Here is a 12,894-nt window from a genome sequence, read left to right as displayed (position 1 = left end):
GCTCACATCCGGGCGGCCGCGGCCTTGATCGCCTCCCGGATCCGGACGTAGGACCCGCAGCGGCACACGTTCTCGATCGCGTCGATGTCGGCGTCGGTGGGGTCCGACGTCCGCTTCAGCAGGGCGACCGCGGCCATGATCTGACCGGGCTGGCAGTAGCCGCACTGGGCCACGTCCTGCTCCAGCCAGGCCTCCTGCACCGGGTGCAGCTGGTCCGGGTCGTCGGAGAAGGTCCCGGCCAGGCCCTCGATGGTGGTCACCTCACGGCCGGCGACGTCGGCGGTGGGCGTGACGCACGGGTTGATGGCCTCGCCGTCGAGGTGGCTGGTGCAGGCCTTGCAGACGTCGATGCCACAGCCGTACTTCGGCCCGGTGACCCCGAGCTTGTCCCGCAGCGCCCAGAGCAGGGGCAGGTCGGCCGGGGCGTCGACGGTGACCGTCTCGCCGTTGAGCTGGAAGGTGTAGTTCGGCATGTCGATCGTCTCCTGGCTCAGCGGGGGAAGGGGTCGAAGTCGACCGGGAAGACCACCGGGAAGCTGCGCGGCTTCGTGCCGGTGGCCCGGGCGTAGGCGTTGGCGATGGCACCCACCGCGGCCGGCACGCCCAGCTCGCCGGCGCCCCCGGGCTCGCCGTCGGCCGGCATCACGAAGACCTGCGCCTGCAACGGGCTGTCGGCCTGCCGGGTGTAGTGGAACTGGGAGTAGCTGCCCTCCAACGGGAGCCCGGCGTCGATGTGCAGCCCGGCCCGGAACGTCGTCCCGATGGCGTCGGTGAGCCCGCCCAGCAGCTGGGCCTCCAGGCCCCGGGGGTTGATCGGGCGGCCGACGTCGGCCACGATCGTCGCCCTGGTGACCCGGGGCCGCGTCCGGTCGGTGGCGTCGACCTCGACCAGGCACGCGGTGCACGACTTGTACTCGGCGTGGAAGGCGATGCCCTGCGCGGTGCCGCGCGGCATGCTCTTGCCCCACTGCCCCTCGGTGGCCACCTTGTCCAGCACGGCCCGGTAGCGGTCCTGCTTGAGGAACTCCCGGCGGAACGCGAGCGGGTCCTTGCCGAGTTCCGCCGCGATCTCGTCGACCACGATCTCCTCGGCACCCCGGGTGTTGGCCGAGTAGACCGAGCGCCACGAGCCGGTGTGCATCTGCAGCGGCACCTCGTTGAGCAGCTGCGTGGTCACCCCGAAGTCGTAGGGCGAGTGGATCGTGGTCAGGAAGATCGTCTGCGCGAAGCTGGCGTTGCCGCCCACCGGCAGGCTGGCGGCGACAGCCGTGAGGATCTCGCCCAGGCCGTGCGTGGTGTCGGTCTCCACGCTGGCCACCCGGTGCTCGAAGGTGAGCACCTGGCCGGCGGCCACGGTGGCCCGCACCCGGTGGAAGCTCGCCGCGCGGGCCCGGCCGTGCCGCGTGTCGTCGATCCGCGACCACAGCAGCTTGACCGGCTTCCCGGCGGCCTTCGAGATCCGCGCGGCCTCCAGGGCGGCGTCGAAGAACAGCCGGCGCCCGAACGAGCCCCCGCCCTGGGTCACGTGCACGGTGACCGCCGACTGCGGCAGGCCGAGGTCGGCGGCGATGGTCTGCTGCGCGACGATCGGGGACTTCAGCCCCGACCAGATCTCTGCCCGGTCCCCGCGCACGTCGGCGATGGCCGAGTTGGTCTCCATCGGGGCGTGGCTGACGGTGGCGAAGTCGAACTCGGCGTCCACGGTGGTGGTCAGCAGCGGCGGGACGACGAAGGGCAGCGCGGCCCCGCGCAGCTTCTGCTTGATCGTCGCGTCGTTCTCACCGTCCACGGTGCCCGGTCCCCAGGTGACCTGCAGGGCCTCCTTGCCGTCGAGTGCCTGGCCGAAGGTCTCGGCCAGCACGGCGACGCCGGTGGGGACGGTGACGACGTCGACCACGCCGGGCATGGCCCGGACCGCAGCCGCGTTCTGCACCGAGCGGACGGTGCCGTTGATCGTCGGCGGGCGACGGACCATGGTGGGCAGCGCGCCGGGCACCACGTCCAGGTCGAGGGTGTAGTCCATCTGGCCGGTGACCATCTTCCGGGCGTCCACCCGGTTGGTCGGGGTGCCGACGACCTTCGCGGCCGAGGCGGGCTTCGGGCTGGCCAGCACGACCGACAGCGTCGGGCTGGCCGCGGCGGCGGACAGCTCGCCGTAGGTGGCCGTCTGCCCGGCGGGGCCGGAGACGACGCCGTCGGTGACCGTCAGTGCGCCGGGCGTGGTGCCCCAGCGGGCCGCCGCGGCGGCGAGCAGCCGGGCGCGGGCCTGGGCGGCCGCGGTGCGCACCGGTCCGTAGACGCTGCGGATGGTGTTCGAGCCCCCGGTCAGCTGGTTGAACACCAGCTCCGGGCGGGCGTCGGCCAGCGTGACGTCGACCTGGTCCAGCGGGACGTCGAGCTCGTCGGCCAGCAGCATGCCGACCGCGGTGGTGATGCCCTGGCCGACCTCGGCGCGCGGCAGGGCCAGCCCGACCCGGCCGGCCTCGTCGACGGTGACCACGATGAGCCCCGAGGTGGGGGCGCCGGCCAGGATCAAGGCGTCGCCCAGGTCGAGGAGCTCGGCCGGGGCGGGCAGCGAGGGGACGGCGGCGTTCGCGGTGGCCGGGGCGAGGGTGTCGGCCCCGATCCGGGCGGCGACGGCCAGCGTCGGGGCTGCCACCAGGTAGGTGAGGAAGCGCCGGCGGCTGTGCTCGCGGGGCTCGCCGCGGGTGTCGGTCTCGGGTGTTTCCAGGCTCACAGGTGACTCCCTCGTCAGCTGTCCAGGGCTCGGAGCGGCGGTGCGGCGACACCGGGCGGTACTCGTACCGTGCGCACACACCTACTGAGGGTCAACGCCTGCCCGGGCGCGGGGTCACGCTCGTGCCACGCTTTTCTCGCCGATCTGCGGACCACGTGGAGCAGGAACCGCATCGCGTGATCGACACCCATCCCCGGGTCCGCAGCTGCGGACCCGGCATGATCGCCCCGTGTCCGACTGGCTGGCCCGTGTCCCCCTCCTCGGCTCCCGCGTGCACCTGGTGCCGCTGGGTCCCGAGCACGCCGGGGCGTGGCTGACCGGCCTGACGGCCGACGTCGCCGAGCACCTGTCCATCGGCCCGCCTGCCGATCGGGTGGCCGCCCTCGACCAGGTCGCCACCGCCCTGACCCAGGCCGGCCGGGTGCCGTTCGCGCAGCTGACCCCGGCGGGGGAGTTCGTCGGGTCGACCTCGTTCTACGACGTGGACGAGGCGAACCGGTCGCTGGCGGTCGGCTACACCTGGCTGGTCCCGGCCGCGCAGCGCAGCGGGGTCAACCGGGAGGCCAAGCTCCTGCTGCTCACCCGGGCCTTCGACGAGCTGGGCGCCGTGCGGGTCGTCTGGCACACCGACGAGCGCAACGAGCGCTCCCGGGCGGCCATCGCAGCCCTCGGCGCGGTCGAGGAGGGCCGGCTGCGCAAGCACCGCCGCCGGCGGGACGGCAGCTGGCGGACCACGGTGCAGTTCGCGATGACCGACGAGGACTGGCCGGCGGTGCGCGACCGGCTGCGCGCCGGGTCGTCGTCGTGAGCGACCTGCGCGGGCTGGACTGGTACGGCGAGGACCTCTCCGGCCGTGAGCACACCGGCGACGCGTTCTGGGACGGCGACCTGTCCGAGGTGACCGGCACCGCCGCGACCTTCACCGACTGCACCTTCGGTGGCGTCCGGTTCAACGCCGCGCGGCTGACCGGCTCGGCCTTCCGGTCCTGCACCTTCACCCGCTGCTCGTTCTTCGCCGCCGAGCTCGAGGAGTGCAGCTTCGTGGGCAGCCGGTTCACCGACTGCACGCTGCGGCCGCTGACCGTGCGCGGTGGGGACTGGTCGTTCGTCTCGCTGGTCGGTCAGGACCTGCGGGGGACGACCTTCGACGGCGTCCGGCTGCGCGAGGTGGACCTGACCCGGGCCGACCTGTCGACCGCGGCGGTGAACGGCGCCGACCTCTCCGGCGCCGAGCTCACCGACAGCACCTGGACCGGCGCCGACCTGCGCGGCAGCGACCTGAGCGCCTTCGACGTCCGCGAGGTGGCCCTGGCCGGCGTGCGGATCCGCGCCGAGCAGGCCGTCACCCTCGCCCAGGCCCTGGGCCTGCGCATCGGCTGAGGCTGGGGCCTCAGCCGCAGGAGCCGACGTCGATGCCGTGCGCCTGCAGCCAGGGGGCCGGGTCCTGCCGGTCCTGGTAGAGGCCGGCGTAGTGCGTCTCGATGTGCAGGTGCGGCCCGGTGGACTGGCCGCGGTTGCCGACCTCGGCGATCTTCTGGCCGGTCTCGACCACCTGTCCGGCGCGGACGTCGAAGGAGTCGACGTGGCCGTAGAGGGTGATCACGCCGTTGGGGTGCTGGAGGTAGACGGCCTGGCCGAACCCGCTGGCCGGGCCGGCCTGCAGGACGACACCACCCTCGGGGGCGTAGATCGGCGTCCCGATCGGGGCGGCGATGTCGATGCCGTAGTGCGTGGTGCCCCAGCGCGAGCCGTAGCAGGAGGTGATCCGGCCGGTGACCAGCTGCCCGGTGCCGGCGGTCGCGACCTCGGTGGCCCGGGTGGCGGCGGCAGCCGCAGCGGCCTCGGCGTCCTCGACGCCCTGGGCGCTGAGCAGCGCGACCTGGGCGTCGAGCAGCTGCTGGGCCAGCGCGGCCCGCTCGGCCTCGGCGGTGGCGTAGGAGGCCTGGGCGGCGGCGAGCTCGCCCTGCGCGGCGGCGTCGGCCTGGGCGGCGGTGGCCGCGGCGGCGTCCAGCTGGGTGACGGCGGTCTGCGCGGCGGCGTCGGCGTCCTCCTGCTGGTCCTGCACGAGCTCGACGGCCTCCAGCCGCTCCGCGCGGTCCACCCCGAGCCGCTCCAGCGTGGCGGCCCGCTGGAGCACGTCCTCGGGGCCGGCGGCGTCGAGCAGCACGGTGGCCGCACCGAGGGACTGCTGGCCCATGAAGGCCTCCCGGCCCAGGGTGGCGACGTCGGCCTCGGCCACCTCGGTGGCGGCGATCGCGGTCTGCAGCTGGGCGGCGGTCTGCACCTGGGCGGCCTGCGCGGCCACCAGGGACTCCTGCGCGGCCCGGTCGGCGTCCGCAGCGGCCTCGGCGAGCACGGTGACCCGGGCCAGCTCCTCCTCGGCGGCGGCGACCAGCGCGGTCACCCGGTCGACCTCGGCGGAGGCGGTCGCGATCCCGGCGGCGTCCGTGGGCACGTCCCCGGGAGCGGCGGACGCCGAGGGCGCCCAGAGGCCGGAGAGCGACAGCGCCGCGAGGGTGGCGACCAGGGCTGCCAGCAGGCGGCTCCGGTGGGTGTGCTCGGGGCGCAGCGACAGCAGGACGGACTCCGTTCGAGGTGTGACGAATGGTGTGGGTGGGGCGCGGGGCCTTGGCGACCGTAGCCGGAGACACCCCCGCCTGTCACGAACGGGTAACGGACCTGTGGAGGAACCCACACCCCCGGGGGGCCACGGACGGGTGAGCCCGGCCCCGGGTCGGGGCGCGCTCACTACCATCGGGCGCGTGGGTTCTGCACACACCCGGCTCGGACGGGCCGGCGACGCGGTCTCCGAGGAGCTGGTCGAGGCCGCCGAGGCGGCCCTGGCCGGGCCGTCGGGCGGATCCGCGGTGCTGCCCCGGGTGGTGGGCGAGGCCCCCGTCGCGGTGCTGCTCATCGACCGCGGCACGGGCGAGGTCACCTACGGCAACACCGCCGCCCTCCGGCTGGCCGGTGACCTCGAGCTGCCGCTGGGCACCGACGCCTGGGCCGATGCCGTGGGGCTCACCGACCTCGACGGCCACCCGCTGTCGGGCACCGACGGGCCGCTTTCGGCCATCGCCACCGGGCTCCCGGTCGCCGGCGAGGCCGTGCGGGCACCGGGCGCCGACGGCGGCCCGGAGCAGGTGCTGTGGGTGACCGGTTTCCCGCTGGGCCCCGGGGTGGACGGGCTGGACCTCTCCCTCGTCGTCCTGCTGGCCGTGGACGAGGGGCCCGACGCGGCGACCGGCCTGGTGCTGCAGTCCCTGCGCGACCGGGCGGTCGTCGCCACCGACATCTGCTTCACCATCTCCGACCCCCGCCGCCCGGGGAACCCCCTGGTGTGGGTCAACCCCTCGTTCACCCGGGTCACCGGGTACAGCGCGGAGGAGGCGCTGGGCCGCAACTGCAGCTTCCTGCAGGGCCCGGCCACCGACCCCGCGGTGGTCGCCGAGATCCGGGCCGGGATCGCGGCCCGCCGGCAGACCACGGTCACCCTGCTCAACCACCGCAAGGACGGCACCGCGTTCTGGAACCAGCTGTCGATCTCCCCGGTGTTCGACCGGGTCGGTGAGCTGACCGGTTTCGTCGGCGTGCAGTCCGACGTGACGGCCCGGGTGCTGCTGGAGGCCGAGCGGGCGGCTGCGCACGCAGCGGAGCGGACGGCCCGCCGGGACGCCGAGGCCGCCCAGGAGCGGCTGCGCCTGATGGCCGAGGCCACCACGCTGCTGGCCGGCACCCTGGACACCGGGGAGCTGCTCGACCGCCTCGCCGGACTCTGCGTCCCGTCGCTGGCCGACTGGGTGTTCATCGCCCGGCTGGACGGCGACGGGGTGGTGGACGAGGTCGTGGTGCACCACACCGGTGGCGACCCGGCGCACCTGCAGGACGTGCGCTCGGCCTTCCTGGGCCGGCACCTGCCCGAGTCGTCCCCGGCGTACGAGGCGGTGCGCACCGGGGGGCCGGTGGTCGTCCGCGACCTCCGGCCCGAGACGCTGCAGCCCTTCTCCCGCGGCCTGGACCCCCGGATGCTCGCCGAGCTGGGCACCCGGTCGCTGCTCGCCGTCCCGTTGCCGGCGCGCGGGGGCACCCGCGGGGTGATGACCCTGGTGCGGGCGATCGACGACGGGTTCTCCGCCAGCGACGTCGGTCTGGCCGTCGACCTGGGCACCCGGGCCGGACTCGCGCTGGACAACGCGCGGCTCTACGAGCAGGAGGCGTCGGTGGCCGAGGCCCTGCAGCGCTCCCTCCTGCCCGAGCTGCCGGCCATCGACGGCGTCACCGGCGCTGCGCACTACACCAGCGCCTCGGCCGCGGCCGCCGTCGGCGGGGACTTCTACGACCTGCTCGCGCTGCCCGGCGACCGGATCGGCATGGTCATCGGCGACGTGGCCGGACACGACCTGAACGCCGCGGCGACGATGGGGCAGCTGCGAGGCCTGCTCCGGGCCGGGTGCTGGGACCTCGACGCCCCCGACCCCGCCGTCGTCCTGGGCCGGGTCGACCGCCTGCTCGACGTGCTCGACGTCCCGGGGCTGGCCACCACCGTGCTGCTGCGGGCCGACCGACCGGTCGACGGCGGGCCGTGGCGGGTGGAGTGCTCGAACGCCGGCCACCCGCCGGTGCTGGTTCGCGGCCCGGACGGGTCGGTGCGGCCGCTCACCGAGGAGCACGACCTGCTGCTGGGCGCCGCGCCGCAGGCCCGGCGCCGCACCGCGGTGGTCGAGGTGGAGCCCGGCAGCCTGCTCATCGGCTTCACCGACGGGCTCATCGAGCAGCCCGGCGCCGGCGGCGGGCCGGCCCGGGACGTCGACTCGGGCACCGCGGCGCTGGTCGGGCTGCTCGCCGGGCTGCCGGTGGGACTGCCCGCGCCGGACGTGTGCGAGGCGATGACCGCGCTGGTCTCCGCCCGGCTGGACGACGTGGCCTGCCTCGTCGTCGCCCTGCACTGACCCTCAGGCGCGGGTGGACCTCGGGGCCGGGGTCGCACCGGGGACGCCCACGCCGGAGGTGAGCTGGGCCCACACGTGCTTGCGGTCCTGACCCACGGCGTAGCCGTAGTGGGCCGACAGCTGGGCCACCATCGGCAGGCCCATGCCGCCCAGCGCCGGGTCGCGGTCGACCGCGGGCACCGGCGGACGGTCGGGGGCCTCGTCGGAGAGGGTCAGCAGCCAGCCGTCGCGGGTGGCCACGATGACGGCCTCGACGGCGCCGCCGCCGTGCCGCAGCGCGTTGGAGGCCAGCTCCTCGAAGGCCAGCAGCAGGCCCTCACGGGCGTCCTCGGTGGAGGACGAGGTGAGGGAGGGGTGCGCCAGCCGCGCCCGCAGGTCCATCCGGACCCGGGAGGCGTCGTGCACGCTGGGCAGCTGCCACCGCCAGACGTCGCCGACGATGTCGGGCACCGGCGCAGCCGGCCAGGCGTCCTGGTTCACCGTCGGTCCTCCCCGGATGTCGTGGTCCGACGGGCCGTGCCGACCCGGTGACGGCTGGTGCGCACGTTCACGGGGCCTCCACTGCTCGAAGGGCGGTCGTCGTCCATGGTGCGGGACGGCGCAGCTCCCCGCACGGGGGAGCCGGTCCCCAGGAGGTGCTGGGCGCTCCGTGGACCGGGATGATCCCCGGGGTGACCCCCCGCAGCACGGCCGTGCCCGGTCAGGACGTCGTGGACCTGCCGACGGCCCTGGAGCAGCTGCGCGACCGGGTGGCGGCCGTCCCGCTGGTGCTGGCCACCCCCGGTCGGGACGCCGCCGACCGCACCGCCCGGTCGGTCGTCGACCAGGTCACCGACCACCTGCTGCCCCGGGTGCGCGACATGGACGCCCCGCTGCTCACCGTGGTCGGCGGCTCGACCGGGGCCGGCAAGTCCACGCTGGTCAACAGCCTGCTCGGCGCCACGGTGACCACCCCCGGAGTGCTGCGCCCGACCACCCGCTCACCGGTGCTGGTCTGCGCCCCGGCCGATCGTGCCGCGTTCGCCGACGACCGGGTGCTGCCCGGCCTGGCCCGCACCACCGGTGGCTCCGGCGGCCCGGGGACGCTGCAGCTGGTGGTCACCGACGCGCTGCCGGCCGGCCTGGCCCTGGTGGACGCCCCCGACGTGGACAGCGTCGTGGAGGCCAACCGCGACCTCGCCGGGCAGCTGCTGTCCGCGGCCGACCTCTGGGTCTTCGTCACCACCGCGTCCCGGTACGCCGACGCCGTGCCGTGGGACCTGCTGCGCACGGCCGCGGAACGGGGGACGGCGCTGGCCGTGGTGCTGGACCGGGTGCCCCCGGAGGCCGTGCGGGAGGTGGCCGAGGACCTGCACGGGATGCTCGGGCGGGCCGGCCTCGCGCAGGCGGCGTTGTGGGTGGTCGAGGAGCGGCCGCTGGTCGACGGGTTTCTGCCCGAGGACCAGGTCGCCCCGCTGCGGTCCTGGCTGCACGGCCTCGCTGCGGACGCCGGGGCCCGGGCCGCCGTCGTCCGGCAGACCCTGGTCGGTGCGCTGGCCAGCCTGGACGAGCGGGTGGCGGTGGTGGGTGTCGCGGCCCAGGAGCAGGCCGCGGCGGCCGGGGCCCTGGCGGCCGCCGCCGACACGGCGTACCGGCGCGCGGAGGAGGCGGTGGACGAGGGCGTGCGCAGCGGCACCCTGCTCCGTGGGGAGGTGCTGGCCCGCTGGCAGGAGTTCGTCGGCACCGGGGAGTGGATGCGCAGCCTGCAGGCCGGGATCGGCCGGCTGCGCGACCGGGTCACCGCGGCGTTCAGCGGGAAGGCGACCCCGGCCGAGGACCTGCAGGTGGCGCTGGAGTCCAGCGTGGAGCACCTGCTGCGGGCCTCGGCCGACGAGGCGGCCGAGCGCACCGTCACCTCCTGGCGCGGGCTGCCCGGCGGGGCCGCGCTGGTGGCCGGCCGGGAGCGCGAGCTGGGCACCGTCACCCCCGGCTTCACCGAGGCCGCCGCGGACGAGGTGCGCGGCTGGCAGGGCGCCGTCCTCGGGCTGGTGCGTGACGAGGGGGCCGGCAAGCGCTCCCGGGCGCGGCTGCTCTCCTGGGGCGTCAACGGTGCCGGTGCCGTGGTCATGGTCGCGGTGTTCGCCCAGACCGCCGGACTCTCCGGGGCCGAGGTCGCGGTCGCCGGCGGGACGACGGTGGTCGGCCAGCGGGTGCTGGAGGCCGTGTTCGGCGACGCCGCCATCCGCCAGCTCGCCGACCGGGCCCGCACCGACCTCGACGCCCGGGCGGCCCGGTTGCTCCACGTGGAACACGACCGCTTCGTCGCCCTGCTGGAGCCCGCCGCCACCCCGGCGGACGCCGAGGAGCTGCGCGCCGCGGTCGCCGTCCTGGCCCGGGCCCGCTCGTGAGCCGCCGCGAGCTGTCCCTGGCCGACCGGCTGACCGCGCTGCGCGAGGCGGTCGAGGTCGCCGACGGCCGCCTCGAGGTGCCCGAGGTCGGCCGGGCCCGCGCCCTGCTGGCCAAGGCCGGGGCCCGGCAGGCGCTGGGTGACGCGACCGTCGTCGCGTTGGCCGGGGCCACCGGCAGTGGGAAGTCCACCCTGTTCAACGCGCTCAGCGGCAGCGAGGTCAGCACCCCCGGGGTGCGCCGGCCCACCACCGGCGTCGCACACGCGACCGTGTGGGGCGAGGGTGCCGACGGGCTGCTCGACTGGCTCGAGGTGCCCCGCCGGCACCGGCATGCCCCCGACCCGGCGCTGGACGGGTTGGTGCTGCTCGACCTGCCCGACCACGACAGCGTGCGCCTGGAGCACCGGCTGGAGGTCGACCGGCTGGTCGAGCTGGTCGACGTGCTCGTGTGGGTGCTCGACCCGGAGAAGTACGCCGACGCCGCGGTCCACGACCGGTACCTGAAGCCCCTGGCCGGGCACGCCGGCACCCTGCTCGTGGTGCTCAACCAGGTCGACCGGCTCACCGACGAGGCCGCCGCGGCCTGCCTGACCGACCTGCGCCGGCTGCTGGACGCCGAGTGGCTGGCCGGCACCGAGGTGGTCGCGGCCAGCGGACGCACCGGCCAGGGTCTGCCCGAGCTCGTCGACCGGCTGACCCGCCGGGTCGCTGCCCGCCGGGCCGCCGCCGAACGGCTGACCGCCGACGTGCGCGGGGCGGCCCGCGGCCTGGCCGAGCACTGCGGGACGGCGGGGGAGACGTCCCGGGCCGACCGGGAGGTGCTCACCCGCGCCCTCGGCGACGCGGCCGGGGTGCCGGCGATCACCGCCGCGGTGGAGCGCTCGACCACGAAGGCAGGGACGGCGGCGACGGGGTGGCCCGTCGTCCGGTGGGTCGGCAAGCTCCGCCCGGACCCGTTGAAGCGGCTGCACCTGGGCAACGCCGAGAGCCGCAGCTCGCTGCCCGAGGCGGGGGCGGTGCAGCTGGCCGGGGTGGCCACCGCGGTGCGCCGGGCCCGGGACGCGGCCGGCGAGGGCCTGCCGGTGGCCTGGACCGACGACCTGCGGCGCACCGTCGAGGTGCACTCCGACCGGCTGGCCGACCGGCTCGACCGCGCGGTCACGGGCACCGACCTGGGCTCCGAGCGCACCCCGGTCTGGCAACGGGTGGTCGGCGGGCTCCAGTGGCTGCTCGCCGCGGCCGCACTGGTCGGGGTGCTCTGGCTGCTGGGCCTGGTGGTCCTCGGGTGGCTGCAGCTGGACGACGTCGTGCCGCTGCCGCGGGTGGAGGGCCTGCCGGTGCCCACGCTGCTGCTGGTCGGCGGGTTGCTGGCCGGTGCGTTGCTCGCCCTGCTGGTACGGCCGTTCGTCGCGCTCCGGGCCCGACGCCGGGCCCGACGGGCGCGGAAGCGGTTGGACACCGCGGTGGCCGCGGTCGCTCAGGCCGAGGTGCTCGACCCGCTGGCCGAGACGACCGCCGACCACGCGCGCTTCTGCGCCGCGGTCACCCGCGCCGGCAGCTGACCTGCCGGCGCGGGTGGTCGCTCAGTTGAGCGGCCGGACCCCGTCGGGCAGGTTGCCGCCGGCGATCGCGTCGGTGGCGAAGTCGGCGAACGCGGTGAGCGCCAGGCGCTGGGTCCACGGGCCGAAGGACACCCGGGCCACGCCGAGCTCGGCGAGCCGGGCCTGGGGCAGCGAGCCCGGGACGTTGATGACCGAGACCCGGCGCTCGCCGATGCCCTCCACCAGCTGCACCACGGTGGGCTCGTCGAGCAGGCCGGGCACGAACACGCAGGAGGCCCCGGCCTCCAGGAAGGCCTTCCCGCGCTCGATCGCGTCGGCGACGACGTCGGCCTTCGCACGGTCGCCGGCCTTGACGAAGGCGTCGGTGCGGGCGTTGAGCACGAAGGGCACGCCCTCGGCCTCACCGGCGGCGACCACGGCGCGGACGGCCGCCACGGCCTCCTCCAGCGGCTTCATCTGGTCCTCGAGGTTGGCGCCCACGATGCCGACGCCGATGGCCTTGCGGGTGGTCTCGCCGGCGTCGCCGTAGCCGACCTCGAGGTCGGCCGACACCGGCACGGACACGGCGGCGGCGATCCGGCCCACGGCCTCGATCATGGTGTCGACCGGGATGTTCTCCCCGTCGGCGTAGCCGTACGAGGCGGCGATCGAGTGGCTGGCGGTGGCCAGCGCCTTCGTGCCGGGCAGGTCGGCCACGACGGTCGCGGTGATCACGTCCCAGACGTTGACGACGGTCAGCAGCTCGGGGTCGGTGTGCAGGCGGAGGAGCTCCGCGGCCTTCTCGGCGTTCGTGGGCATGCGTCCAGTCAATCCGAGACCTGGGCGGACGGCCCGTCGGAGGGCGGCACCGCGGGCCCGGTGCGGTCCTCGGGGGGCACGGAGTGCGCGGGCATCCCGCTGACGTCGAGCTGCTGCAGGAGACCGGTGAGCTCCAGCGGCCCGGTGACGATCCGGCTGGTGGCGACGACCCGCACCCGCTTGCCCGCGGCCTCCGGGTGCTGGCTGAGCCAGACCAGCGCCGTCACCCCGGCGGAGCCGAAGAAGTGCACCGCGGAGAGGTCGACGGTGAGCACGTCGTCGGCCTCGCGCAGCGCGGTGAGCAGGTCGTGCTGCAGGGCCGGGTTGTAGGCGGAGTCCAGCACCCCGGTGACCGCGGCGACGAGGTCGCCCTCGGTGCCGGGGTGCGTGGACACCGTGTAGGGGACGTCGTGGGCGTGGTCGTGCACGGTCATCGGGAGCTCCTCTGCTGCCACCTCTGT

Annotated in this window: 11 protein-coding genes; 5 read left to right on the top strand and 6 right to left on the bottom strand. The window is 75.7% G+C overall.

The window, feature by feature from the left end; all coding sequences use genetic code 11:
- Window positions 1–2 precede the first annotated feature (2 nt).
- Window positions 3–473: a (2Fe-2S)-binding protein gene (locus tag ASG36_RS09010; RefSeq protein ID WP_055762917.1), complete on the bottom strand. Its 471-nt coding sequence runs from the start codon at window positions 471–473 to the stop codon at window positions 3–5.
- Between the two features lie 17 nt (window positions 474–490).
- A complete protein-coding gene (locus ASG36_RS09005) occupies window positions 491–2,737 on the bottom strand; it encodes a xanthine dehydrogenase family protein molybdopterin-binding subunit (protein WP_200944416.1) in 2,247 nt (748 codons plus the stop codon).
- 229 nt (window positions 2,738–2,966) lie between these two features.
- Here ASG36_RS09005 and ASG36_RS09000 point away from each other — a divergent pair, with 229 nt between their 5' ends.
- Together ASG36_RS09000 and ASG36_RS08995 are read left to right on the top strand one after the other, a co-directional pair.
- Entirely contained in the window at window positions 2,967–3,545 is a 579-nt protein-coding gene (locus ASG36_RS09000; protein ID WP_055762914.1) for a GNAT family N-acetyltransferase, read from the top strand.
- The gene (locus ASG36_RS08995) at window positions 3,542–4,117 is read left to right on the top strand and encodes a pentapeptide repeat-containing protein (RefSeq protein WP_055762911.1); all 576 of its coding nucleotides are present in this window, start codon (window positions 3,542–3,544) and stop codon (window positions 4,115–4,117) included. The genes ASG36_RS09000 and ASG36_RS08995 overlap by 4 nt, the downstream gene beginning before the upstream one ends.
- A 10-nt stretch (window positions 4,118–4,127) precedes the next feature.
- On the opposite strand, the gene ASG36_RS08990 is transcribed toward ASG36_RS08995, so the two are convergent.
- Entirely contained in the window at window positions 4,128–5,192 is a 1,065-nt protein-coding gene (locus ASG36_RS08990) for a M23 family metallopeptidase (RefSeq protein ID WP_235494785.1), read from the bottom strand.
- 307 nt (window positions 5,193–5,499) lie between these two features.
- On the opposite strand from ASG36_RS08990, the gene ASG36_RS21490 reads away from it, so the two are divergent.
- Complete coding sequence (locus tag ASG36_RS21490; protein ID WP_082522975.1) at window positions 5,500–7,686, top strand: SpoIIE family protein phosphatase; 2,187 nt, start codon at window positions 5,500–5,502, stop codon at window positions 7,684–7,686.
- Between the two features lie 3 nt (window positions 7,687–7,689).
- Here the strand turns inward: ASG36_RS21490 and ASG36_RS08980 are convergent, their stop codons facing one another.
- On the bottom strand, window positions 7,690–8,166 hold the full coding sequence (locus tag ASG36_RS08980; RefSeq protein WP_055762908.1) for an ATP-binding protein: 477 nt from the start codon (window positions 8,164–8,166) through the stop codon (window positions 7,690–7,692).
- 191 nt (window positions 8,167–8,357) lie between these two features.
- Here ASG36_RS08980 and ASG36_RS08975 point away from each other — a divergent pair, with 191 nt between their 5' ends.
- Window positions 8,358–10,073 carry a GTPase domain-containing protein gene (locus ASG36_RS08975; protein WP_235494783.1) on the top strand — a complete coding sequence of 572 codons (1,716 nt, stop codon included), beginning with the start codon at window positions 8,358–8,360 and terminating at the stop codon, window positions 10,071–10,073.
- Complete coding sequence (locus ASG36_RS08970) at window positions 10,070–11,635, top strand: GTPase (RefSeq protein ID WP_055762902.1); 1,566 nt, start codon at window positions 10,070–10,072, stop codon at window positions 11,633–11,635. Before ASG36_RS08975 ends, ASG36_RS08970 begins: the two co-directional genes overlap by 4 nt.
- A 21-nt stretch (window positions 11,636–11,656) precedes the next feature.
- Here the strand turns inward: ASG36_RS08970 and ASG36_RS08965 are convergent, their stop codons facing one another.
- Together ASG36_RS08965 and ASG36_RS08960 are read right to left on the bottom strand one after the other, a co-directional pair.
- The gene (locus tag ASG36_RS08965) at window positions 11,657–12,433 is read right to left on the bottom strand and encodes an isocitrate lyase/phosphoenolpyruvate mutase family protein (RefSeq protein WP_055762899.1); all 777 of its coding nucleotides are present in this window, start codon (window positions 12,431–12,433) and stop codon (window positions 11,657–11,659) included.
- 8 nt (window positions 12,434–12,441) lie between these two features.
- Entirely contained in the window at window positions 12,442–12,867 is a 426-nt protein-coding gene (locus tag ASG36_RS08960) for an STAS domain-containing protein (RefSeq protein ID WP_055762895.1), read from the bottom strand.
- Window positions 12,868–12,894 lie beyond the last annotated feature (27 nt).

Source organism: Geodermatophilus sp. Leaf369, from assembly GCF_001424455.1.
In the GTDB taxonomy this organism is placed as follows: domain Bacteria; phylum Actinomycetota; class Actinomycetes; order Mycobacteriales; family Geodermatophilaceae; genus Klenkia.
Note: the sequence above shows the minus strand (reverse complement) of the source record. Positions and strands in the feature narration are given on the sequence as shown.